Raw genomic sequence first — 23,047 nt, 5'->3', positions numbered from 1 at the left:
GGATGAATCCGCTCCTACCTGTAGGAGCGGATTCATCCGCGATGAGGCCGGCTCAGGAAATCACTGCCTGCGCCGGCGACACGATCGAGGTCTTCGCCCCGCGCGAGCGCCCAGAACTCAGGTACGCCGCAATCGACTCCTGTGTCACCTCTCCCAGGAACACCTGTTCGGCATCCAGCACCGGCAACCACGCCCGGTTGAACTCGTACATGCGCGACAGCAGGATGCGCAGGTGCTCGTCGTGCGCCGCGGTGGCATTGAACGGACGCAGGAAGTCGCCGCAGGTTCCTTGCTGGCGGTGCATGTCGCGGCGGCGCACATAGCCCAGCGCCTTGTTCGCGGCGTCTGTCACCACTGCATAACGGCGGTCGTGCTCATCCAGCAGCTCCAGCGCCTCGCTCACCGGTGTTTCCGGGCTCAGCGACGGCGCGTTGTCCGCCGCATCTTCGGCGCGTACCAGCAGCAGGCGTTTCAGGGTGCTGTCCTGGCCGACGAAGTTGCTGACGAAATCGTCCACCGGGTGTGCCAGCAGGGTGTCCGGGTGATCCAGTTGCAACAGCTTGCCGGCGCGGAAGATGGCGATCTTGTCGCCCAGCTTGATGGCCTCGTCGATGTCATGGCTGACCATGATCACCGTCTTGTTCAGGGCCCGCTGCATCTCGAAGAACTCGTTCTGGATCATCTCGCGGTTGATCGGGTCGACCGCGCCGAACGGTTCGTCCATCAGCAGCACCGGGGCCTCGGCGGCCAGGGCGCGGATCACGCCGATGCGTTGCTGCTGGCCGCCGGACAGTTCGCGCGGGTAGCGTTGCAGGTACTGCTTGGGCTCGAGCTTGATCATGTGCATCAGTTCGCGGGCGCGGTCATGGCATTTCTGCTTGTCCCAGCCGAGCAGGCGCGGCACCACGGTGATGTTCTCCTCGATGGTCATGTTGGGGAACAGGCCGATCTGCTGGATCACGTAGCCGATGTGCCGGCGCAGGGTCACCTCGTCCAGGCCGGTGGTGTCCTCGCCATTGATGAACACTTGCCCTGAGGTCGGTGTGATCAGGCGGTTGATCATCTTCAGCGTGGTGCTCTTGCCGCAGCCGGAGGGGCCGAGGAACACGCAGATTTCGCCTTCGTTGACGGTGAGGCTTACCGCGTCGACGGCTTTGACGTCCTTGCCGTTGACGTTGAAGGTCTTGCTGAGGTTCTTCAGTTCGATCATGAGCGCAGTCCTTCTGGAGTCAGGGCACGTTGCAGGGCTTGCAGGATCAGGTCGGCGATGATCGCCAGCAGGCTGACCAGCACAGCGCCGACCATCAGCATCGACATGTCGCTGCGGCTGATGGAGGTGAGGATGAGCACGCCCAGACCGCCGGCACCGATGGTCGCGGCGATGGTCATCACGCCGATGTTCATCACCACGGCGGTGCGCACGCCGGCGAGGATCACCGGCACGGCGATGGGCAACTCGACCATGCGCAGGCGCTGGCCGAAGGTCATGCCGATGCCGCGTGCGGCTTCACGGATACCGGGCTCGACGTTGGTCAGCGCCAGGTAGGTGTTGCGCAGGATCGGCAGCAGTGAATAAAGGAACACTGCAGTGATCGCCGGCAGTGGCCCCAGGCCCTGGCCGAACTTCGAGTAGAACGGCAGCAGCAAGCCGAACAGGGCGATCGAGGGGATGGTCAGCAGCACGGTGGCGCTGGCCTGCAGCGGGCCGGCGAACACCGGGAAGCGGGTCATCAGGATGCCCAGCGGCACGCCGACAAGGATCGCCAGGCCCACCGCGATGCCGACCAGCATGATGTGCTGCCAGGTCAGTTGCAGGACCTGTGCCCAGTCGAGGTGGACGAAGGTGTCGAGCAGGTTCATGGCTGTACCTCGCTGAGTGGGTGCTCACGCAGGAACGCGGCGGCCACCACCGTCGGGCTCTGGTGCTCGACATCGACCTTGGCGTTGAGCTGGCGCATGGTCTCGTCGTCCAGCTGTTCGGCCAGCGGCTTGAGCAGGGTGGCCAGCTGAGGATGTGCGTCGAGCACGGCCTGGCGCAGCACCGGGGCGGCGGTGTAGTCGGGGAAGTAGTGCTTGTCGTCTTCCAGCAGCTTGAGGTCGAACGCGTTAAGGCGCCCGTCGGTGGTGTAGACCAGGCCGGCGAACACCTGGTTGTTGCGCATGGCGGTGTACACCAGGCCACCGTCCATCTGGCGGATGTTGCGCCGGTCCAGCGGCAGCTCGTACAGCTCGCGCAGGCCGACCAGGCCATCCGGGCGGTTGGCGAACTCGGTGTCCAGCGCCACCAGGTGATTGCGGTCGGCTTCGTCATGCAGCACCTGGTTGAGGTCGCTGATCGAGTTGATCTGCGGGTAGGCCGCGGCGACGGCCTTTGGCAGGCCCAGGGCGTAGGTGTTGCTGAACTTCGACGGCGCCAGCCAGACCAGGCCCTTCTTCGCGTCGAGTTCTTTCACTCGCGCATAGGTGGCTGCGGCGTCGGGCATGCGCTCGTCGATATGGTTGTACGAGACCAGCGATACGCCGGTGTATTCCCACATCAGGTCGAGTTGGCCGGTTTCCTGGGCCTGGCGGGCGATATTGCTGCCCAGCCCGGTGGTCACCCGCACCTCGAAGCCGTTGGCGCGCAGGTGCTGGGCGGTGATTTCGGCAAGCACGGTCTGTTCGGTGAACACCCGGGCGCCGATGCGGATCTGTGGTTTTTCCGCGGCCTGGGCAATGCCTGCGCAAAGCAGGGCCGCGCCCAGGAACAAGGCGATTGTTTTCTTCATGCTTTGCCTCTTCTTATTGGGCCAGGCCACGTTCCAGCCAGCGCTTGCTGGAGAAACTCACCAACGCATCGAGCGCCAGGGCCAGCAACGCCGTACAGGCGGCGCCGAGCAGCAGCTGCGGCTGGTTGTTCAGGGCGATGCCTGGGAAGATCAGGCTGCCCAGGCTGTTGGCGCCGATCAGGAACGCCAGGGGCGCGGTGCCCACGTTCAAGGCCAGGGCCACGCGCACGCCGCCGACGATGATCGGCACGGCGTTGGGTAGCTCTACCTGCCAGAGTTGCTGGCGCGGGGTCATGCCGATGCCGGTGGCGGCTTCCTTGAGCGAGGCGGGGACGTTTTTCAGGCCCTCGTAGGTGTTGCGCACGATGGGCAGGAGGGAGGCGAGGAACAGTGCGAAGATCGCAGGACCTGCGCCGATGCCCAGGATACTCAGGGCGATGGCCAGAACGGCCAGGGGAGGAATGGTGTTGCCAACGTTGAACAACTGCATGAAGCGCTCGGCCTTGTCGACCCGGTGCGGTCGACTCAAAGCAATGCCGGCGGGGATGCCCACGGCCAGCGCCGCCGCCATCGAAGCCAGCACCAGGACCAGGTGCGCTTGCAGGTAGAACCCAAGATCGTCGCGGTAGCGGGCGATCGTGTCGATGCCGATCCAGTGGATCAGCAGGGCCAGGATGACGAGCACGGCGGCCCATCCCAACAGCCCTTTTCCGTAGCGTGCAGCCACAGGCGGACTCCTTTTTTATAGTCGGCGATCACACCCCCGTGCGGCCGGCCATTCCTGGCGGCGGGCAGCGTGGTCGCGAGTAGCAGCCCGATGCGCGGCATCAGGCCATGAGCCGAACCCCGTCGGGCTCGTGAAGCAGGTGAAACCAGCCCTGAAGCGAAGCGGCTTGCAGGGGAGTGGACGTCTCCGTGGACGTAAAGGTTCCCATCTGGGGCGGCATTTGGCCAGTGTTAATCACTGGTGTGTAGGAAATTTCACGCGAAAATCAAGCGTGAATATTACGTTGAGACGTTGAAGTACCTGCTATCGAGGCATCTTGCAGATGTTCAGAATTTCTTCTCGAATATTCTTGGTATGCGCTTGAGGGGATATTCCCTTGGAGGTATTTTAATGGGGTGGTCTATTGGAATGTGCCGGGAGTTCAATTACGAGCTACAGGTGTTGACCGAGGTGGTACAGGATGAATTGCTGGCGCAGCTTCATCTGCTCAAGCATTTTGGCCCCGCATTGGGGCGTCCGCATGTGGACACGCTGAAAGGCTCGAGGCATTCGAACATGAAAGAGTTGAGGTTCAACGCAGATGGCGGTGTATGGCGAGTCGCATTCGCTTTCGATCGTTCGCGCTCTGCGTTGTTGCTCGTTGCGGGGGACAAGGCTGGTATCAATGAGCGTAGATTTTATGGAAGCCTGATTACCCGTGCCGATGAACGGTTTGATCGACATTTGTCCAGAGGTTGAGAAATGTACAAGACGCTTGAAGACGTGATGAACGAGCTGACGCCTGAGCGCAGGGCAAGAATCGAGGAGCGTGGTCGCGAACTGATTCGTGAGGAAATGACGCTTCAGGCCTTGCGTAAACAACTCGAGATCACCCAGGAAAGCATGGCCGAGCGCCTCGACGTTCGTCAGGGCAATGTTTCCAGGTTCGAGAACCGTAGCGATATGTTGATCTCTACGTTGCGTGACTATCTGGAAGCCATGGGGGGAAGACTGGAGCTGGTCGTTCATCTGCCTGGCCGAGCTCCTATAACCATCGAGGGGCTTGCCGGCGATTCGCTTGTTGATGGTTAACCAATGCGGCAGGGGCGAATTGGGTCGAACCGTTGGGGCTTGTTTTGGCCTGACGCCCGACTTCAGGTATGATATCGCCCCTTTTTGAATCCCCAGTCAGGCGATTTCCCATGACCAACCAGGCCGCCGAAGTCGCGAAGCGCCGCACTTTCGCAATCATTTCCCACCCCGACGCCGGTAAGACCACCATCACCGAGAAGCTCCTGCTGATGGGCAAGGCCATTGCCGTCGCCGGTACCGTGAAGTCGCGCAAGTCCGACCGCCACGCCACCTCCGACTGGATGGAAATGGAGAAGCAGCGCGGCATCTCCATCACCACCTCGGTGATGCAGTTCCCCTACCGCGAGCATATGATCAACCTGCTCGACACCCCCGGCCACGAAGACTTCTCGGAAGACACCTATCGCACCCTGACCGCGGTGGACTCGGCGCTGATGGTGCTCGACGGCGGTAAAGGCGTCGAGCCGCGCACCATTGCCCTGATGGACGTGTGCCGCCTGCGCGATACGCCGATCGTCAGCTTCATCAACAAACTCGACCGGGACATCCGCGACCCGATCGAACTGCTCGACGAAATCGAGGCGGTGCTGAAGATCAAGGCCGCGCCGATCACCTGGCCGATCGGTTGCTACCGCGACTTCAAGGGCGTGTATCACCTGGCCGGCGACTACATCATCGTCTACACCCCGGGGCATGGCCACGAGCGCACCGAAGCGAAAATCATCGAGAAGCTCGACTCCGATGAAGCCCGCGCCCACCTGGGTGATGAGTACGACCGCTTCCTCGAACAACTCGAGCTGGTGCAGGGCGCCTGCCACGAGTTCGACCAGGACGCGTTCATCAATGGCCAGCTGACCCCGGTGTTCTTCGGTACCGCATTGGGCAACTTCGGTGTCGACCATGTGCTCGACGCGGTTGTCGACTGGGCGCCGCGCCCGCTGGCCCGGGTCGCCCACGAGCGCACCGTGGAACCGGTGGAAGAGAAATTCACCGGCTTCGTGTTCAAGATCCAGGCGAACATGGACCCGAAACACCGTGACCGTATCGCCTTCATGCGTATCTGCTCGGGCAAGTACGAAAAGGGCATGAAGATGCGCCACGTGCGCACCGGCAAGGACGTGCGCATCGGCGATGCCCTGACCTTCTTCTCCTCCGAGCGCGAGCAGCTGGAGGAGGCCTATGCCGGCGACATCATCGGCCTGCACAACCATGGCACCATCCAGATCGGCGACACCTTCACCGAAGGCGAGGCGCTGGGCTTCACCGGCATCCCGCACTTCGCCCCGGAGCTGTTCCGCCGCGTGCGCCTGAAGGACCCGCTGAAATCCAAGCAGCTGCGCCAGGGCCTGCAGCAGCTGGCCGAAGAGGGCGCGACCCAGGTGTTCTTCCCCGAGCGCAGCAACGACATCATCCTCGGCGCGGTCGGTGTGCTGCAGTTCGACGTGGTCGCCAGCCGCCTGAAGGAAGAGTACAAGGTCGAGTGCGCCTATGAGCCGATCACCGTCTGGTCGGCGCGCTGGATCAGCTGCGACGACAAGAAGAAGCTCGAGGAATTCCAGAACAAGGCCGTGGAGAACCTGGCCATCGACGGCGGTGGTCACCTGACCTACCTGGCCCCGACCCGGGTCAACCTGGCGCTGATGGAAGAGCGCTGGCCGGATGTGAAATTCCGCGCGACTCGCGAGCACCACTAAGAGCAGCTGCAAGCTGCGAGCTTCAAGAAGAGGCGGGCCTGGAAAGGCCCGCCTTTTTCTTGTCGCTTGCAGCTTCAAGCGTGTAACTGATGCATGTCAGTTGCCGGCTTTTATGCTGGTCCAGATCCGCGTTCTGATGCGGTCGATCTTCGCCGGCATCGCTTCCAGCGCGTACAACTTGCCCATCACGTCGTCACTCGGGTAGATCATCGTGTTGCTCTTCAGCACCGGGTCCACCAGCGCATCCGCCTGCTGGTTGCCATTGGCGTACTGCACGAAGTTGCTGATGTTGGCCATCACCTCCGGCTGCAACAGGTAGTTCATGTAGGCATAGCCAGCCTTCTCGTCAGGGGCATCGGCCGGCATGGCCACCATGTCGAACCACATCGGCGCGCCTTCCTTCGGGATCGAGTAGCCCACCTTCACCCCGTTCTTCGCCTCCTCGGCACGGTTCTTCGCCTGCAGTACGTCGCCCGAGAAACCCACCACCAGGCACACGTCGCCATTGGCCAGGTCGCCGGTGTACTTCGAGGAATGGAAGTAGCTGATATACGGGCGCACCTGCATCAGCAACGCCTTGGCCTTGTCGTAGTCCGCCGGGTTTTGGCTGTGGTGGGGCAGGCCCAGGTAGTGCAGGGCGATCGGCAGCAGCTCGGGGCCGTTGTCCAGCACCGCCACGCCGCAACTTTTGAGCTTGGCGAGGTATTCGGGCTTGAAGAACAGGTCCCAAGAGTCGATGGGCGCATTGTCGCCGAGCACCGCCTTGACCTTGTCGATGTTGTAGCCGATGCCGGTGCTGCCCCACAGGTATGGGAAGCCGTACTGGTTGCCAGGGTCGTTGACCTCCAGGGCCTTGAGCAACACCGGGTTGAGGTTCTTCCAGTTGGGCAGTTGCGACTTGTCCAGCTGCTTCAGCGCCTTGCCCTGGATCTGCCGGGCCATGAAGTGGTTGGAGGGGAACACCACGTCGTAGCCGGAGTTGCCGGTCATCAGCTTGCCGTCGAGGGTCTCGTTGCTGTCGAACACGTCGTAGGTGGGATTGATACCGGTGGTTTGCTGGAAGTGCTTCAGCGTGTCCGGGGCGATGTAGCTCGACCAGTTGTAGATCTTCACCGAGTCGGCGGCACTGGCCATGCCGGCGGCCAGCATCAGGGGAGCGAGAAGGAGGGTGCGCATGTCGGGGTTACCTTGCTTTGTCTGTTGTTATCGAAGGCAGGCGATCAGCGGATCAGAAAATGAGGACGTAGGTCTTGCGCACGGTCTCCAGGATATCCCAGGTGCCGAGGCTGTTGGCCGGTAGCATCAGGGCGTCTCCGGCTTCTATGACCAGGGGCTCGCCACCGTCGGGAGTGAAGGTGCAGCGGCCCTTGATGAAATGGCAGAACTCCTGCTGCACGATCTGCCGCCGCCAGCGCCCCGGGGTGCATTCCCAGATGCCGGTCTCGACGCCGTCGCTGCGCTCGACGCAGGTGACCGAGGTGACCGCGACCGGCTCGCCAAGGGGCACGGCGACCGGAGTGCTGCTGTCCAGGATGACGCTGTCGGTGTGTTTGAACTGGGTGATGCTCATGACCGGTGGATCCTGTGTGGTGGTGAGGGGAAGTCAGTGCATGAAGCCTTCCATGAAATCGGCCAACCCACTGGCCAGGCGCCGCCGCCAGGGGGCGCTGGTCGGGTTGGCGAGGGTCCGGTCCTCGTGGACGAAACTCTGGATGATCGCGTTGTAGCCCAGCCAGCGGCACGGCTCGGGCGGCCAGCTGGCCAAGCTCGACAGCGGGCGGTTGTCGTGCACCCAGGGCTGCGCGGTCAGTTCGTTGTGCTGGCCGAGGATCAGCGCGGCCAGGGTGCGTCCACCGAGGTTGGTGGCGCCGACGCCCTCGCCGCCATAACCGCCGGCCAGGGCGATACCGCGCTGGCGGTCGCAGAGCATGTGCGGGCGGAAACGCCGGGCCATGCCGAGGTTGCCGCCCCAGGAGTGGGTGATGCGTACGTGCTTGAGCTGTGGGAACAGTTCGCCGAACAGGTAGCAGCGCAGCTCCACCTCGTCGGTGGTCAGGGTGAAGTCCTCGCGCAGGCGGCCACCGAAGCGGTAGCCGCCGCGGGCACCGAACACCAGGCGGTTGTCAGCGCTGCGCTGGCCATAGGTGACCTGGCGGCTGTTTTCGCTGAAGGCCTGGCCCTGGCCCAGGCCGATCTGCTCCCATGTCGACTCCGGCAGCGGCTCGGTGGCCACCAGCAGGCTCTGTACCGGCAGTTGGTGCCGCCCGAGCGGTGGCAGGCTGGCGGCGTAGCCTTCCACGGCCGGCACCACCCAGTGGCTGCGGATACGTGCCAACGGGGTGCGCACTTCGCCGGTCTGCCAGTCTATGGCTGGCGTGTTCTCGTAGATCGGCACGCCCATGGCCTCGACCGTCCGTGCCAGGCCACGCACCAGCCTGGCCGGTTGAATGGTGGCGACGTGCGGGCTGTAGAGGGCGCCGTAGGGGTTGCTTACCTTCAGCTGGGCATCCAGCTGTTCCGGGCGCAGCCAGCGGTAATCGTCTTCATTCATGCCCTGGCGGTAGAGGTCGTCGAGCCAGGCGCGCAGGCTGCGTTCCTGTTCCGGGTAGCGGGCGGCGCAGTAGAGCACTCCGCCTTTGCGGTAGTCGCAGGCGATGCCTTCGCGCAGGAGCACGTCGTGGACTTCGTCGGGGATGCCGTGCAGCAGGTCGATGCTTTCACGCCGTTGCTGCGGCGAGAGCGTGGCCAGCAGGCGGTCCTCGCCCAGCAGGTTGCCCATCAGCCAGCCGCCATTGCGTCCGGAGGCGCCGAAGCCAGCGATGTTGGCCTCGATCACCGCGATGTTCAGCTGCGGCGCCTGGCGCTTGAGGTAGTAGGCCGTCCACAGTCCGGTATAGCCGGCACCGATGATGCACACGTCGAGGTCCAGGTCCTGGCGCAGGGCCGGGCGCGCGCACAACGGCTCGTCGAGCTGGTCCATCCACAGGCTGATCGTGCGCAAAGGTTGCATCGGGTCGTGCTCCACATCCACTGAGGGTCTGTGGCGATCCTAGTGAAGCGTGGCGTGGGCTGTCTTACGTGCGTGCACGCAGGGAAATTTGCTTGAGGTAAGCCTTGGGCGACAGGCCGGTATGTTCGCGAAAGCACTTGTAGAACGCCGACAGCGAATTGAAGCCGGCGTTGAACGCCAGGTCATCGACGGGCGCCGCGACGCAGCTATTGTCCAGGCTGCTCATCAGGTGTTGCAGGCGTGCCTGGTTGACGTAGCGGTAGAAGCTCTGGCCAAGCACCTGGTTGAGCAGGTAGGAAATCTGGTTGCGGCTGTAGCCGCTTTCGTCGGCGACCCGCTGCAGGTCCAGCTCGGGGTCCAGGTACGGGCGCTGGGCCTGGAAATAATGCTCCAGGTCCTGGGCCATGGTCGACAGCTGGCGGGGAGACAGGCCGAGCCGACTGGTGGCTGGGCGTGGCCCGCTGGAGCGCAGACCCTTGCTGTTGCCATGGACCAGCGTTGCGTACTCGTTGACCCGCCAGATCAGCCCGTCCAGCACCGTGATCGCCTCGCTGGACTGGAACGCCACCAGCCCGTCGCCACCCTGCACGGTGACCTGGTACTGGATGAATGCGGTGCAGCCATCCACGCGGATGCGGTCGTTGTGGACGATGTCTTCACCGGCCTCATGGGGCAGGCTGGCGCGCACGTAGTCGCGCAGCTCGTCGAAACCGAGCACGCGGTTCTGGAAGAAGTCGTGGTACTGGATATCCGGGTGGTACAAGGCCATTACCCCGTCCAGGTCGCGATGCTTCCAGCACAGGTGGTAGCGCATGACGGTGGTGGCGGTGAGCGTGTTCTGCCCAGGGCCGTCGGGAAGGGGAGTGGCGATCATGGGCTTGATAGTGCATTGCAGAAAACCCAGGCGCAAGGGCGTGGATCCTGCATTTTGCATGGTTTGATCAAGTCGCCTGAGCGCCAACCTATTGATTCACATGAGTGTAATTTTTTGATACAGCTGGCATGTGCGCTGCAAGGATCTTGTTGCCCTCGAAAAAGGAGAAAGGTCATGCGCTCGATACTACTGTGGATGATTGGCGTGCCGATTCCGGTGATCATCCTGATCTGGTTCTTCATGCACTGAGAGAAAGCCATTTGTGAAATGGCCGGCTCCTGCAGACGGTCTCATATCTTGCAGGAGTCGGCTTGTTCAAGGTATGGATTCAGCCGGTTTTGCGCTCTCTGCGGGCTTTATCGACCATGCGACGCATTGTGATCAGGCCGATATCCAGTATCGCAGCAACCTCGATAAGTTGAAGGTCGCCTTGCAAAACTTTCTGTACGAGCTGGTGCTTCGATTCATCACGTGATAGTTTTGCCTCTCTGAGAGGCAAACTATCCACCTCCGCGCTTTTGAGCTTGACGCTAACGCGAGAGATTTTATGATCCAGCCCGTTTACGTAGTGTGCCTTGAGTGAGATGAACTCATCTTCATAGTCTTCTTCGAATGTGGTGATTTTGATTGGTTGTGTAAGTGCTTTTTTGATCGTGATAACGGCGTAGTCATCATCGTAATGACCAAAATCTCCACCATCCATGTCCTTGTCTCCAGGGTGATCGTATACCGTGATCTCCGTACCTTCATCGGCTCTATTGATAGTGCAGCTTTCAACAAGGTCGTTGAAATAGCTATCTTTGTTCAGGTAGTAAACGTCAGATTTGGCAAGTGATACGTAGGCTGCGATCCCATCGATATAACCATCGTCATCTCTTTCGAAAACCACGTAGCGTCCTACATCGTCTTGGGGGACATTGCTATTGGCAACTTTAAGTGGCACCGATCCAATCGATTTCTTACTGCCATGATCATTGTCAGACACTGCGAAGATGTTCAGGGAATCTCCCTCGGCTTCGGCAATTAGGTAGGTGCCTTTAAAACTGGCGCCGCTATTCACAATGGGTAGATTTGCAGTTCCTCCTATTCGGCTTGAAATGCCATGGGTATGGCCGACACAAACCAGCGTGACATTGGCTGATTCCAGCAGCGTTCTGATGGCGCCGCTCATGCGATTCTGGTGCATGGATACAATCACAATCTGATTTTTTTCACCTGCGCGCTTCAACTGTTGAGCAAGCCATGCGGTGGAAGGGGTGACGTTGTAGATGTGCTCGTCACCGACAAAGCTGCCGGTTTCAAAGTGTCTTGCATACTCTGGATAATTGTTCAGCTGAATGAAGCGATAGGTTGTACCGGTTACGCTGGGGTCCTTTTTCTCTACTGCATAAGAATAGGAACTGAATGGATACCAGATGTCGCCGGTCCAGCCATCGTAAAAATTGTGACGCCAATCAAAATTGTTGTCGCTGTCATCCGATTCTTTATCGCCTTCGTTCTGATCTTCAGGTAGCCAGGTTTTCGGTTTCGCCTTCGGAAACCATTCCAACATACCACCGGCTGCGCCATTGTCTGCAGTGTCATTGATATTGTTGTCGTAGCCGTGATTGCCCAGGCCGATCAGGACATTGTCTTTGTCGCCTAAAATGGGGAAAACGTCATCTCTCATCACGGTGAGAAAGCTATCACCAGGACCATTTTTTTTATCGCCATACTCCGTGATGTCTCCGTTTACAAGCACAGGGATGAGTTTGTCTTTGTTAGCGTCTCGATAAGCTTGCATGTCGCTGTAGTTTGCTTGCAAGGTCTCAAGGGCAGCTGCTTTGCTGGCGGCGTCTGTTTTGTACTCTTCCTTGCCATCTACCCAGCGCCTCGGGAACTGTGGGTCAGAGGAGATAATGAAAGCTGACAGACCGCCGTTGGTGTTGATACTGTTCATTTTATATCCCTGTTTTGGCTTACTGGATTGCACCTGTGCCAAAGATTTGCAGGGAAGGGGACAATTGACTACTGATAGAAATGACAGTTTTGCTGTAGGGCTGTCTGTGATAAAAAACCCGCCTAGGCGGGTTTTTATTCAGCTTGCTCCTATAGGAACTGTTCAGCGTAGTGACAGGCTACCTGCCGTGTACTGACTTGCCTCAGTGCCGGCACCTCTTTGGCGCAGCGCTCGGTGGCATACGGGCAGCGCTTGTGGAAGGCACATCCATCCGGCGGATTCAGCGGGTTGGGCAATTCACCGGCAATGCGGATCTTCGGCTTCAGCGGGTCCGGGTGGATCGCCGGGGTGGCCGATAGCAGCGCCTGGGTATACGGGTGCAGCGGCTTGTCGTAGATGTCCTGCTTGGGCCCCATCTCCGCCGGCCGGCCGAGGTACATCACCAGCACCTGGTCCGCCACGTGGCGCACCACGGCCAGGTTGTGGGAGATGAACACGTAGGCGGTGTTGAATTCCTTCTGCAGGTCCATGAATAGGTTCAGCACCTGGGCCTGGATCGACACGTCCAGCGCCGAGGTGGGTTCGTCGGCCACCAGTACCTTGGGTTGCAGCATCATCGCCCGGGCCAGGGCGATACGCTGGCGCTGGCCGCCGGAGAACATGTGCGGATAACGCTGGTAGTGCTCGGGGCGCAGGCCCACCTGCTCCATCATCTTCTGCACTTTCTCGCGGCGTTCGGCCTTGCTCAGCGAGGTGTTGATCAACAGCGGCTCGGCGAGCTGGTCGCCGATCTTCTGCCGCGGGTTGAGCGAGGCGTAGGGGCTCTGGAACACCATCTGCACGTCGCGCCGCAGCTGTTTGCGCTGGTCCTTGCTGGCGCCCTTGACCTCGTGGCCGGCGATCTGCAGCGAACCTGAGGACGGCTCCTCGATCAGGGTCAGGGCACGCGCCAGGGTCGACTTGCCGCAGCCGGATTCACCGACCACGGCCAGGGTCTTGCCGGCCTCCAGTTCGAACGACACGCCGTTGAGCGCCCGCACCAGCGCATGGCCCTTGAACAGGCCGCGGGAGACTTCGTAGTGGCGGGTCAGCTCACGAGCGGAAAGTACGACGGCCATCACGCCACCTCCTGGTTCAGCGGATAGAAGCAACGCACCAGGCTGTGGGCCTGGGGATCAAGGGCCGGGCGCTGCCGACGGCAGTTTTCCTGGACGTAGGGGCAGCGTGGCGACAGCAGGCAACCCTGCGGGCGGTCATAGCGCCCTGGGACGATGCCGGGCAGGGTGGCCAGGCGTTCGGCGCCGATGCTGTGCTCGGGAATGGCCGCCAGCAGCGCTTCGCTGTACGGATGGGCGGGGATGTCGAACAGCTCCGGCACCTGGCCGACTTCGACCGCTTGCCCTGCGTACATCACGCACACGCGCTTGGCGGTTTCGGCGACCACGGCCAGGTCGTGGGTGATGAGAATGAGCGCCATGTTGCGCTCTTTCTGCAGGTTGACCAGCAGCTCCATGATCTGCGCCTGGATGGTCACGTCCAGCGCGGTGGTCGGTTCGTCGGCGATCAGCAGTTTTGGCTCGCCGGCGATGGCCATGGCGATGGCCACGCGCTGGCTCATGCCGCCGGACAGCTGGTGCGGGTAGGCGTCCAGGCGGCTTTCGGCCGCCGGGATCTCGACCTTCTTCAGCAGCTCCAGCGCGCGCTGGCGCGCTGCCTTGCCCTTGAGGCCGAGGTGCTGGCGCAACACTTCCTCGATCTGGTAGCCCACGGTATAGCTGGGGTTGAGCGCGGTCATCGGGTCCTGGAAGACCATGGCGATGTCCTTGCCCACCACCTTGCGGCGCTGGCGGCCGCTGAGCTTGAGCATGTTGGTGCCGGCGAAGTCGAGCACGTCCGCGGTGATGCGCCCGGGGGCTTCGATCAGCCCCATCAGGGCCATCATGGTCACCGACTTGCCCGAGCCCGACTCGCCGACGATGGCGAGGATCTCGCCGGCATCCACGCTCAGGTCGAGGCCGTCCACCACGGGCACGGCATTGGCGTCGCCGAAGCGCACGTTCAGGTTGTTGATCTGCAACAGTGACATGGCGATCTCCTCAGGCGGCGTTCTTGAGTTTCGGGTCCAGCGCGTCGCGCAGGCCGTCGCCCATCAGGTTGATTGCCAGCACACTGAGCAAAATGGTCAGGCCCGGCAGGCTCACCACCCACCAGGCGCGTTCGATGTAGTCGCGGGCCGAGGCCAGCATGGTGCCCCACTCGGGGGTTGGCGGCTGCACGCCGAGGCCGAGGAAGCCCAGGGCCGCAGCGTCGAGGATCGCCGAGGAGAAGCTCAGGGTGGCCTGCACGATCAGCGGCGCCATGCAGTTGGGCAGCACGGTGACGAACATCAGCCGCGGCAGCCCGGCACCGGCCAGGCGCGCGGCGGTGACGTAGTCACGGTTCAGTTCGCCCATCACCGCGGCGCGGGTCAGGCGCACGTAGGACGGCAGCGAGACGATGGCGATGGCGATCACCGTGTTGATCAGGCCTGGGCCGAGGATGGCGACGATGGCCACGGCCAGCAGCAGCGAGGGCAGCGCCAGCATCACGTCCATCAGGCGCATGATCGAGGGGCCGAGGATCTGCGGGAAGAAACCGGCCAGCAGGCCCAGCAGGATACCCGGGATCAGCGACATCACCACCGATGACAGGCCGATCAGCAGCGACAGCCGGGCGCCCTGGATCAGCCGCGAGAGCAGGTCGCGGCCCAGTTCGTCGGTACCGAGGATGAACTGCCAGGTACCGCCTTCGAGCCATACCGGCGGTGTGAGCAGGAAGTCGCGGTATTGCTCGCTGGGGTTGTGCGGCGCCACCCAGGGGGCGAACAGGGCGCAGAACACCACCAGGCACATGAACGCCAGGCCGGCCACCGCGCCCTTGTTGCGCGAGAAGGCCTGCCAGAATTCTTTGTACGGCGAGGGGTAGAGCAAGCTTTGGTCGACCACGCTGGGCGGGGTGACGGATTTTGGAATCGGGCTGGTCATGGCGTAGTCCTCAGCGCTGATGACGGATGCGTGGGTTGGCCAGGCCGTAGAGGATATCCACGACGAAGTTGACCAGGATCACCAGGCAGGCGATCAACAGGATGCCGTTCTGGACCACGGGGTAGTCACGGGCACCGATGGCCTCGATCAGCCATTTGCCGATGCCCGGCCAGGAAAAGATGGTTTCGGTGAGCACGGCGCCGGCCAGCAGTGTGCCGACCTGCAGGCCGAACACGGTCAGCACCGGGATCAGCGCGTTGCGCAGGCCGTGGATGAACACCACCCGTGACGGCGACAGGCCCTTGGCGCGGGCGGTACGGATGTAGTCCTCGCGCAGCACTTCGAGCATCGACGAGCGGGTCATGCGGGCGATCACCGCCAGCGGGATGGTGCCCAGCACGATGGCCGGCAGGATCAGGTGCATAACCGCATCCTTGAACGCGCCTTCCTCGTCGCTGAGCAGGGTGTCGATGAGCATGAAGCCGGTTTTCGGTTCGATGTCATAGAGCAGGTCGATGCGCCCGGAGACCGGCGTCCAGCCCAGGCTCACCGAGAAGAACATGATCAGGATCAGGCCCCACCAGAAGATCGGCATCGAGTAGCCGGCGAGCGAGATGCCCATCACCCCGTGGTCGAACAGCGAGCCGCGCTTGAGCGCGGCGATCACCCCGGCCAGCAGGCCGATGACTCCGGCGAACAGCAGGGCGGCCATGGCCAGCTCCAGGGTGGCCGGGAACAGGGTGAGGAATTCGTTCCATACGCTTTCACGGGTGCGCAGGGATTCGCCCAGATCGCCCTGGGCGAGCTTGCCGACATAGTCCAGGTACTGGGCCGGCAGCGGCTTGTTCAGACCCAGGCGCTCCATGGCCTGGGCATGCATTTCGGGGTCGACCCGGCGTTCGCCCATCATCACTTCGACGGGGTCGCCGGGGATCAGGCGTATGAGCGCGAAGGTCAGCAAGGTGATACCGAAGAAGGTCGGAATCAGCAGACCCAGGCGTCGGGCAATAAAACTCAACATTGTCAGGGGTACCTCATCAGCCGGAAACGGCGCGCCGCCGGGGCCTCTTGCACAAGGTCCGGCGGCTGTTGTTGTTCTACTTCACCTTGGTGGTGGCGAAGTTGTTGTTGGTCAGTGGGTTGATCACATAGCCTTCGACGTTCTCGCGCATGGCGGTGAACATTTTCGGGTGGGCCATGCTGATCCACGGCTGGTCTTCATCGTACACCGCCAAGGCCTCGTTATAGAGCCTGGCGCGTTCGTCGTTGTCGATCACTTCGCGGGCGCGGGTGATCAGGTCCTGGAATTTCTGGTTGCACCAGCGCGCATAGTTCTCGCCGCTTTTCACCGCGTCACAGCTGAGCATCGGCGTGAGGAAGTTGTCCGGGTCGCCGTTGTCGCCGGCCCAGCCCGCCGACACCAGGTCGGCCTCGCCCTTCTTGGCGCGACGCAGCATCTCGGCCCATTCCATCACGCGGATGTCGAGCTTGATGCCGATCTTGGCCAGGTCCGACTGCAGCATTTCGGCGGACAGGCGCGGGTTGGGGTTGGTCGGGCCACCGCCGTTGCGGGTGAACAGGGTGATCACCGTGCCCTCCGGCACGCCGGCTTCCTTGAGTAGGGCGCGGGCCTTGTTCAGGTCGTGGGGTGGGTTCTTGTTGTCGGTGTTGTAGCCGATCATGGTCGGTGGATACGGGTTGACCCCAACCAGGGCGTTGCCCTTGCCGAACAACTGGTCAACGTGGGTCTGGCGGTCGAAGGCCATGTCGATCGCCTTGCGCACGCGCACATCGCTCAGGTATTTGTGCTGGGTGTTCATCGAGATGTAGCCGGTGACCAGCGCCTCGATCTCGGCGACCTTGAGTTTCGGGTCGGTCTTGATCCCCGGCACGTCGTCAGGCTTGGGATACAAGGCGATCTGGCATTCGTTGGCGCGCAGTTTCTGCAGGCGCACGTTACTGTCGGTGGCGATGGCGAAGATCAGCGCGTCGGCGGGCGGCTTGCCACGGAAGTAGTCCGGGTTGGCCTTGTAGCGAACGTTGGCGTCCTTGTTGTAGCGCTGGAACACGAACGGGCCGGTGCCGACCGGCTTGCTGTTGAGGTCGCCGGTCTTGCCGGCCTTGAGCAGCTGGTCGCCGTACTCGGCGGAGTAGATCGAGGTGAAGGCCATGGCCAGGTCGCGCAGGAAAGGCGCTTCCGGGCGGGTCAGGGTGATCACCACGGTGTGATCGTCGGTCTTCTCGACCGACTTGAGCAGGTCCTTGAAGGCCATGCTCTCGAAGTAGGGGTAGCCGACGCTGGTCTTGTCGTGCCACGGATGGTCTTTCTTCAGCTGGCGGTTCAGGCTCCACAGCACGTCATCGGCATTGAAGTAGCGGGTGGGCTTGAAGTAGTCGGTGGTGTGGAACTTGACGCCTTCGCGCAGGTGGAAGGTGTAGACCAGGCCGTCGGGGCTGACGTCCCAACTGGTAGCCAGGGCCGGCTGGATCTCGGTGGTGCCGGGCTTGAAGTCGACCAGGCGGTTGAAGATGGCCTCGGCCGTGGCGTCGGCGGTGACGGCGGTGGTGTACTGGACGATGTCGAAGCCTTCCGGGCTGGCTTCGGTACACACCACCAGCGGCTTGGCCGCCAGATTCGATGCGGCGCCCAGGATGACGGCTGCCAGGGCAGCGCGTAGCGGTAGCGATTTCATGGAACCTCCCTGCAGTGCTAGTTCCAGCGTAGCCGCCACGGCCCGTGGGGAGGCGGGCCGTGGCGCCAACGGTCAGAGGATGTTGAACGGAATGGTGGTGACGACACGGAACTCGTCGAGACTGCCGTCGCTCTGCGCCTTGCTGGCACGGTGGGCGGTATAGGTGGCGCGGATGGTGGTGTCCTTCAGCATGCCGCTCTGCACCGCGTAGCTGGTGCCGATGCCCCACTCGTAGTGGTTCTCGCCGTCCTGGCCCCGGACGTCATAGGCGGTGCCCTTGTAGTGGGTACCGTCGATATCCCAGCCGCGGGCGTTGTAGACGTTGAACTTCAGGCCTGGCACGCCATAGGGCGCCATGTTCAGCACATAGCTGATCTGCAGCGATTTCTCGTTCGGGCCGTTGAAGTCCGACAGCAGGGAGTTGGCCAGGTAGATGCCGTTGGTCTCATGCAGGTAGTCGAAGTACTCGTTGCCGTTGACCTGCTGCCAGGAGGCGGTGAGGGTGTGGGCCTGGTGGGTCAGTCCGAACGACAGGCTGTAGGTGTCGTTGTCGATCTCGCCCATCTTCTTGCTGCCTTCGTCCACGGTCTTGTAGTAGTTCAGACCGGTGGTCAGGCTCAGCACCGCGCTGTCGCCCAGCACGTGGTTGGCGCCGAAGTAGTACTGGTTCCAGAAGTCGTCGACCTTGGTCGCGTAGAGGCTGGTGGTCAGGCTCTTGAGCGGCTGGTAGTTGATGCCGACGGTGCTGGCTCGGTCGGTCTCGACCCCGGCGGCGCCGTATTCGCTGCGGAACTTGCTCAGGCTCTGCTCGGTACGTGGCGAGACGCGGTCGAAGGTACCCACGTCGAACGACAGGTTCTCGAACTCGGCGCTGTGCAGGAACGCGCCCTGGAAGCTCGATGGCAAGGCCCGGTTACCGATGTAGGCGATCATCGGCGTGTCGACCGACTGGCGACCGACGGTCAGCGTGGTGTTGGAGATGCGCGCCTTGACGTTGCCCAGGCCCATCTTGCTCCACTGGCCGATCGGGTCGCCGTCGCTGTGGGTCAGGGTACGGTTGTTCGGGCCGGCCACGGCGGCGCGGCCCTGCTCGAGGGCGATGGCATTGTAGGCGGCGGCCTCCACCGCAAAGCCGACGGTACCTTCGGTGAAGCCCGAGCTGTAGTTGAGGATGGTGCCTTGCACCCAGTTGTCACGGCTGTGGGTGTCGTGGCGGGTGCCGTCGCCCTTGGTGTATTTCCACAGCGGCGCGCGGGTGGCGCGTTCGCGGGCATACCAGTTGCGGGTGCTGCCGGACAGGCTCTGGCCATCGATGAAGCCTTTGGCTTCGGCCTGTTCGCTGCTGGACTTGAGCGCGAACGGCACGAAGTCCTGGCTTGCGGGTTCGGCCTGGGCGAGGGCGCAGAAGGCGCCGACGGACAAGGCCAGTGCGGTGGTTGTGGTACGAATCAACATGAAAGCTCCCTGATATTTTTCTAGTTATCACCCGGCCTTGTGAGCCGGGCTTGTCACGGTGACGCGGTACTGCAGTGTCTGCCTGGGGGTTGCCAGGCAAATCCGGGCTGCACGCCGTCGCGGGAGTGGGTCGCACTCCCGGCCGGGCGTTGCAGGGTCAATCGATGCTGACGCCGGAGAAAACGTTGCGTCCGAAGGGGCTGACCTTGAAGTCTTTCACGCTGATGCTCAGCGGCTGGTTGACCGTGGAGTGCGCGACCGGGGTGATCGGCACCTGTTGCTTGAGGCGTTGCTGGGCTTGTTCGTAGAGGCTGGTGCGCTGGTCGCGGTCGGTGACCTGCTTGGCTTTTTTCACCAGCGCGTCGTATTGCGAATCGCACCACAAGGAATAGTTGTTGCTGCCGATGGCGTCGCAGCTGAACAGGGTGCCGAGCCAGTTGTCCGGGTCACCGTTGTCGCCGGTCCAGCCGATCAGGGCGATGTCATGCTCGCCGCTCTTCATGCGCTTGAGGTATTCGCCCCATTCGTAGCTGACGATGCGCACCTTGAAACCGAGCTTGCTCCAGTCGGACTGGAGCATTTCGGCCATCAACTTGGCGTTGGGGTTGTAGGGGCGCTGTACCGGCATGGCCCACAGGGTGATCTCGGTGCCATCCTTGACCCCGGCCTGCTTGAGCAGTTGCTTGGCTTTTTCCGGGTCGAAGGGGGCGTCCTTGATCGATTTGTCGTAGGACCACTGGGTTGGCGGCATGGCGTTGACGGCGGTCTGACCGGCATCCTGGTAGACCGCCTGGATGATCGCCTGCTTGTTCACCGCCATGTCCATGGCCTGGCGCACTTCCAGTCGGTCGAAGGGTGGGTGCTGGGTGTTGTAGGCGATGTAGCCAAGGTTGAAACCGGGTTGCGTCATTACCTGCAGCTTGCCGTCTTCCTTGAGCGCGGGCAGGTCGGCCGGGCGTGGATGCAGGGTGATCTGGCATTCGTTGCGGCGCAGCTTCTGGATGCGCACCGACGGGTCGACGTTGATCGAGAACACCAGGTTGTCGATCTTCACCCGGTCAGGTGCCCAGTAGTCCTTGTTGCCCTTGAAGCGGATCTGCGAATCCTTCTGGTAGCGCTGGAACACGAAGGGGCCGGTGCCGATCGGCTTCTGGTTGATATCGCTGGCCTGGCCGCTGGCCAGCAGGTGGTCGGCGTACTCGGCGGAGAGAATCGAGGCGAAGGCCATGGCGATGTTTTGCAGGAACGCGGCGTCGACCTTGTTGAGGGTGAAGGCCACGGTCAGCGGGTCGGTCTTCTCGACCTTGGCGATGTTCTTGTCCAGCCCCATGCTGATGAAGTACGGGAATTCGGTGGGGTAGGCCTTGCGGAAGGGGTGGTCCTTGTCGAGCATGCGGTTGAAGGTGAACAGCACGTCGTCGGCGTTGAAGTCGCGGCTGGGCTTGAAGTCCTTGTTGCCATGGAACTTCACCCCGGGGCGCAGGTGGAAGGTGTACTTCAGGCCGTCCTCGGACACCTGCCAGTCGGTGGCCAGGCCCGGCTGCACGGCGGTGCCGCCACGCTCGAACTCGACCAGGCGGTTGTAGATCGGTTCGGCGGCGTCGTTGTCGGTGGCCGCGGTGTACTGGGCGGTGTCGAAGCCCGCCGGGCTGCCCTCGGAGCAGAACACCAGGTTGTTGGCGAGGCTCGCGGGAGCCTGGCTCAACAGGCCGAGGGCAAGCAGGGTGGAGCTCAGTGTGGTCAGGCGCATGGCAGATCCTTTGTCCGTCTTTTCAGGCCGCGACAGGCAAAACGCGGCTGCTGCATCCCGGTCCTGACGATAGGCGCGCCAGAATGCGGGAACCAGGGTTCGCTACTGATTTGGGTGCGGGAGCGTTCCGGCGAGCGCTAGGGAATTGCCCTACGTATCGCCCGATCATGTCACCGCCCCGCCGGCAAATGCCGGCGGGGCGGTCACGACCGTTACTTGTCCACGCTGACCCCGTAGAAGGAGTTCAGGCCGAACGGGCTGATCTTGAAGTCCTTCACTTTCGCGCTCATGGGCTGATACACGGTGGAGTGGGCGATGGGGGTGATCGGCACCTGCTCCTTGAGGATATGTTGCGCCTGCTTGTACAGCTCGGTGCGCTTAGCCTGGTCGGAGGTCGCCTTGGCTTGCTTGATCAGGTCGTCGTAGGGCTTGTAGCACCACTTGGAGAAGTTGTTGCCGTCCATGGCATCGCAGCCATAGAGCGTGCCCAGCCAGTTGTCCGGGTCACCATTGTCGCCGCTCCAGCCGATCAGCATGGCGCCCTGCTCGCCGCCCTTGGAGCGTTTGATGTACTCGCCCCATTCGTAGCTGACGATCTTGGCCTTGATGCCGATCTTGGCCCAGTCGGACTGGAGCATCTCGGCCATCAGCTTGGCGTTGGGGTTGTAGGGGCGTTGCACCGGCATGGCCCACAGGGTGATCTCGGTACCTTCCTTGATGCCGGCTTCCTTGAGCAGTTGCTTGGCCTTCTCCGGGTCGTACGCGGCGTCCTTGATGGTGTCGTCATAGGACCATTGGGTCGGCGGCATGGCGTTGACCGCCAGCTGGCCGGCACCCTGATACACCGATTCGATGATCTGCTGCTTGTTGACCGCCATGTCCAGGGCCTGGCGGACCTTGAGTTGGGACAGGGGGTTCGCTTCGTTGCTGCCCTTGACCTTGTCCATCACGTTGTAGGCGATGTAGCCGAGGTTGAAGCCGGCCTGGTCGGGCATCTGCAGCTTCTTGTCTTCCTGCAGCGGCTTGATATCGGCCGGACGCGGGAACAGCGTCACCTGGCACTCGTTCTTCTTGAGTTTCTGCATGCGCACCGAGGCGTCGGTGCTGATGGCGAAGATCAGGTTGTCGATCTTCACTTCTTCAGGATTCCAGTAGCTCTTGTTGCCAGTGAAGCGAATGTTCGAGTCTTTCTGGTAGCTCTTGAACACGAACGGCCCGGTGCCGATCGGCTTCTGGTTGATGTCGGCGGGCTTGCCCTGCTTGAGCAACTGGTCGGCGTATTCGGCTGACTGGATCGAGGCGAAGTGCATGGCCATGTTCTGGATGAACGCGGCGTCGACCTGGGCGAGGGTGAACTTCACCGTGTGGTCGTCGAGTTTTTCCACCTTGGCGATGTTCTTGTCCATGCCCATGTCGGTGAAGTACGGGAACTCGGTGGGGTAGGCCTTGCGGAAGGGCTGGTCCTTGTCGAGCATGCGGTTGAAGGTGAACAGCACGTCGTCGGCGTTGAAGTCGCGGGTCGGCTTGAAGTAATCGGTGGTATGGAACTTGACGCCTTCACGCAGGTGGAAGGTGTAGGTCTTGCCGTCATCGGAGACGTCCCAGCTGGTGGCCAGGCCCGGAATGACCTTGGTGCCGCCGCGTTCGAATTGCGTCAGGCGGTTGAAGATGGTCTCGGCGGAGGCGTCAAAGTCGGTTCCGGTAGTGTATTGCCCCGGGTCGAACCCGGCCGGGCTGCCTTCGGAGCAGAACACCAGGTTGGATGCGGCGAGGGCGGAGGGAGCGCCGGCTAGCAAGCCTGCACCTACCAGGAACGGAATGACTGCGTGTTTGAGCATGGTGGCCTCATTGTTGTCATTTTTCGAATTGAGGCGGCCTCGTGAGCCGACCTGCGGATACTTATGCAGGGGGTATTCCCAATGCAACACTCAGCAGGATGGTTGACGGCAAAAACGTGGTACGGACGTACATGGATGTCGCATCCATATAACTTTGGCGAATGTTGATCGTTTGCGAGGGGGAAAAGGGCGAAAATTTCAGGAT

At 62.0% G+C, this 23,047-nt stretch carries 20 protein-coding genes; 3 read left to right on the top strand and 17 right to left on the bottom strand.

Annotated elements, in window-relative coordinates; all coding sequences use genetic code 11:
• Positions 1–52 precede the first annotated feature (52 nt).
• From KHO27_RS17545 to KHO27_RS17530, 4 genes are read right to left on the bottom strand one after another with little or no spacing between them, the layout of a single operon-like run.
• Positions 53–1,210 (bottom strand): osmoprotectant ABC transporter ATP-binding protein OsmV, encoded by a 1,158-nt coding sequence (locus KHO27_RS17545; protein WP_111532096.1) that lies wholly within the window; start codon positions 1,208–1,210, stop codon positions 53–55.
• On the bottom strand, positions 1,207–1,860 hold the full coding sequence (locus KHO27_RS17540; protein ID WP_111532097.1) for an ABC transporter permease: 654 nt from the start codon (positions 1,858–1,860) through the stop codon (positions 1,207–1,209). The genes KHO27_RS17545 and KHO27_RS17540 overlap by 4 nt, the downstream gene beginning before the upstream one ends.
• Positions 1,857–2,768 carry a glycine betaine ABC transporter substrate-binding protein gene (locus KHO27_RS17535; protein WP_111532098.1) on the bottom strand — a complete coding sequence of 304 codons (912 nt, stop codon included), beginning with the start codon at positions 2,766–2,768 and terminating at the stop codon, positions 1,857–1,859. The genes KHO27_RS17540 and KHO27_RS17535 overlap by 4 nt, the downstream gene beginning before the upstream one ends.
• A 13-nt stretch (positions 2,769–2,781) precedes the next feature.
• Positions 2,782–3,495, bottom strand: coding sequence for an ABC transporter permease (locus KHO27_RS17530; protein WP_111532099.1), 714 nt, complete (start codon positions 3,493–3,495; stop codon positions 2,782–2,784).
• A 291-nt stretch (positions 3,496–3,786) separates the two neighbouring features.
• Here KHO27_RS17530 and KHO27_RS17525 point away from each other — a divergent pair, with 291 nt between their 5' ends.
• The 3 genes from KHO27_RS17525 (at position 3,787) to KHO27_RS17515 (ending at position 6,260) form a co-directional block, all read left to right on the top strand.
• Positions 3,787–4,233, top strand: a complete 447-nt coding sequence (locus KHO27_RS17525) for a type II toxin-antitoxin system RelE/ParE family toxin (protein WP_250888373.1) — start codon at positions 3,787–3,789, stop codon at positions 4,231–4,233.
• 3 nt (positions 4,234–4,236) lie between these two features.
• Positions 4,237–4,566 (top strand): XRE family transcriptional regulator, encoded by a 330-nt coding sequence (locus KHO27_RS17520; RefSeq protein WP_102684922.1) that lies wholly within the window; start codon positions 4,237–4,239, stop codon positions 4,564–4,566.
• Between the two features lie 110 nt (positions 4,567–4,676).
• Positions 4,677–6,260, top strand: a complete 1,584-nt coding sequence (locus KHO27_RS17515; RefSeq protein WP_023629783.1) for a peptide chain release factor 3 — start codon at positions 4,677–4,679, stop codon at positions 6,258–6,260.
• Between the two features lie 96 nt (positions 6,261–6,356).
• On the opposite strand, the gene KHO27_RS17510 is transcribed toward KHO27_RS17515, so the two are convergent.
• The 13 genes from KHO27_RS17510 to KHO27_RS17450 form a co-directional block, all read right to left on the bottom strand.
• Positions 6,357–7,436 (bottom strand): polyamine ABC transporter substrate-binding protein, encoded by a 1,080-nt coding sequence (locus tag KHO27_RS17510; RefSeq protein ID WP_214500550.1) that lies wholly within the window; start codon positions 7,434–7,436, stop codon positions 6,357–6,359.
• 52 nt (positions 7,437–7,488) lie between these two features.
• Entirely contained in the window at positions 7,489–7,830 is a 342-nt protein-coding gene (locus KHO27_RS17505) for a cupin domain-containing protein (protein ID WP_214500549.1), read from the bottom strand.
• A gap of 33 nt (positions 7,831–7,863) precedes the next feature.
• A complete protein-coding gene (locus tag KHO27_RS17500) occupies positions 7,864–9,270 on the bottom strand; it encodes an NAD(P)/FAD-dependent oxidoreductase (protein WP_214500548.1) in 1,407 nt (468 codons plus the stop codon).
• Positions 9,271–9,334: 64 nt separating this feature from the next.
• A complete protein-coding gene (locus KHO27_RS17495) occupies positions 9,335–10,144 on the bottom strand; it encodes a helix-turn-helix domain-containing protein (protein WP_110700085.1) in 810 nt (269 codons plus the stop codon).
• 328 nt (positions 10,145–10,472) lie between these two features.
• A complete protein-coding gene (locus tag KHO27_RS17490; protein ID WP_214500547.1) occupies positions 10,473–12,083 on the bottom strand; it encodes a metallophosphoesterase in 1,611 nt (536 codons plus the stop codon).
• Positions 12,084–12,232: 149 nt separating this feature from the next.
• Complete coding sequence (locus KHO27_RS17485) at positions 12,233–13,201, bottom strand: peptide ABC transporter ATP-binding protein (protein WP_046854274.1); 969 nt, start codon at positions 13,199–13,201, stop codon at positions 12,233–12,235.
• Complete coding sequence (locus KHO27_RS17480) at positions 13,201–14,169, bottom strand: ABC transporter ATP-binding protein (RefSeq protein ID WP_046854275.1); 969 nt, start codon at positions 14,167–14,169, stop codon at positions 13,201–13,203. The genes KHO27_RS17485 and KHO27_RS17480 overlap by 1 nt, the downstream gene beginning before the upstream one ends.
• Before the next feature lie 10 nt (positions 14,170–14,179).
• Positions 14,180–15,106 (bottom strand): ABC transporter permease subunit, encoded by a 927-nt coding sequence (locus KHO27_RS17475; RefSeq protein WP_046854276.1) that lies wholly within the window; start codon positions 15,104–15,106, stop codon positions 14,180–14,182.
• Between the two features lie 10 nt (positions 15,107–15,116).
• Positions 15,117–16,127, bottom strand: a complete 1,011-nt coding sequence (locus KHO27_RS17470) for an ABC transporter permease subunit (RefSeq protein WP_028689623.1) — start codon at positions 16,125–16,127, stop codon at positions 15,117–15,119.
• Positions 16,128–16,203: 76 nt separating this feature from the next.
• Positions 16,204–17,799 (bottom strand): ABC transporter substrate-binding protein, encoded by a 1,596-nt coding sequence (locus KHO27_RS17465; RefSeq protein ID WP_214500546.1) that lies wholly within the window; start codon positions 17,797–17,799, stop codon positions 16,204–16,206.
• A gap of 72 nt (positions 17,800–17,871) precedes the next feature.
• Positions 17,872–19,254, bottom strand: coding sequence for an OprD family porin (locus KHO27_RS17460; RefSeq protein ID WP_371918096.1), 1,383 nt, complete (start codon positions 19,252–19,254; stop codon positions 17,872–17,874).
• Positions 19,255–19,411: 157 nt separating this feature from the next.
• Complete coding sequence (locus KHO27_RS17455) at positions 19,412–21,004, bottom strand: ABC transporter substrate-binding protein (protein ID WP_214500545.1); 1,593 nt, start codon at positions 21,002–21,004, stop codon at positions 19,412–19,414.
• Between the two features lie 212 nt (positions 21,005–21,216).
• Entirely contained in the window at positions 21,217–22,842 is a 1,626-nt protein-coding gene (locus tag KHO27_RS17450) for an ABC transporter substrate-binding protein (RefSeq protein ID WP_110699904.1), read from the bottom strand.
• Between the last annotated feature and the right edge of the window lie 205 nt (positions 22,843–23,047).

This window comes from Pseudomonas sp. RC3H12 (genome assembly GCF_018596375.1).
Lineage (GTDB): Bacteria > Pseudomonadota > Gammaproteobacteria > Pseudomonadales > Pseudomonadaceae > Aquipseudomonas.
Note: the sequence above shows the minus strand (reverse complement) of the source record. Positions and strands in the feature narration are given on the sequence as shown.

Bases quoted from the DNA above. Each gene is read 5' to 3' on its own strand.
- KHO27_RS17480 (WP_046854275.1), bottom strand. From the start codon at position 14,169: ATGTCACTGTTGCAGATCAACAACCTGAACGTGCGCTTCGGCGACGCC.
- KHO27_RS17545 (WP_111532096.1), bottom strand. From the start codon at position 1,210: ATGATCGAACTGAAGAACCTCAGCAAGACCTTCAACGTCAACGGCAAG.
- KHO27_RS17475 (WP_046854276.1), bottom strand. From the start codon at position 15,106: ATGACCAGCCCGATTCCAAAATCCGTCACCCCGCCCAGCGTGGTCGAC.
- KHO27_RS17520 (WP_102684922.1), top strand. From the start codon at position 4,237: ATGTACAAGACGCTTGAAGACGTGATGAACGAGCTGACGCCTGAGCGC.
- KHO27_RS17510 (WP_214500550.1), bottom strand. From the start codon at position 7,436: ATGCGCACCCTCCTTCTCGCTCCCCTGATGCTGGCCGCCGGCATGGCC.
- KHO27_RS17485 (WP_046854274.1), bottom strand. From the start codon at position 13,201: ATGGCCGTCGTACTTTCCGCTCGTGAGCTGACCCGCCACTACGAAGTC.
- KHO27_RS17495 (WP_110700085.1), bottom strand. From the start codon at position 10,144: ATGATCGCCACTCCCCTTCCCGACGGCCCTGGGCAGAACACGCTCACC.
- KHO27_RS17470 (WP_028689623.1), bottom strand. From the start codon at position 16,127: ATGTTGAGTTTTATTGCCCGACGCCTGGGTCTGCTGATTCCGACCTTC.
- KHO27_RS17500 (WP_214500548.1), bottom strand. From the start codon at position 9,270: ATGCAACCTTTGCGCACGATCAGCCTGTGGATGGACCAGCTCGACGAG.
- KHO27_RS17515 (WP_023629783.1), top strand. From the start codon at position 4,677: ATGACCAACCAGGCCGCCGAAGTCGCGAAGCGCCGCACTTTCGCAATC.
- KHO27_RS17465 (WP_214500546.1), bottom strand. From the start codon at position 17,799: ATGAAATCGCTACCGCTACGCGCTGCCCTGGCAGCCGTCATCCTGGGC.
- KHO27_RS17535 (WP_111532098.1), bottom strand. From the start codon at position 2,768: ATGAAGAAAACAATCGCCTTGTTCCTGGGCGCGGCCCTGCTTTGCGCA.
- KHO27_RS17540 (WP_111532097.1), bottom strand. From the start codon at position 1,860: ATGAACCTGCTCGACACCTTCGTCCACCTCGACTGGGCACAGGTCCTG.
- KHO27_RS17455 (WP_214500545.1), bottom strand. From the start codon at position 21,004: ATGCGCCTGACCACACTGAGCTCCACCCTGCTTGCCCTCGGCCTGTTG.
- KHO27_RS17505 (WP_214500549.1), bottom strand. From the start codon at position 7,830: ATGAGCATCACCCAGTTCAAACACACCGACAGCGTCATCCTGGACAGC.
- KHO27_RS17490 (WP_214500547.1), bottom strand. From the start codon at position 12,083: ATGAACAGTATCAACACCAACGGCGGTCTGTCAGCTTTCATTATCTCC.
- KHO27_RS17460 (WP_371918096.1), bottom strand. From the start codon at position 19,254: ATGTTGATTCGTACCACAACCACCGCACTGGCCTTGTCCGTCGGCGCC.
- KHO27_RS17450 (WP_110699904.1), bottom strand. From the start codon at position 22,842: ATGCTCAAACACGCAGTCATTCCGTTCCTGGTAGGTGCAGGCTTGCTA.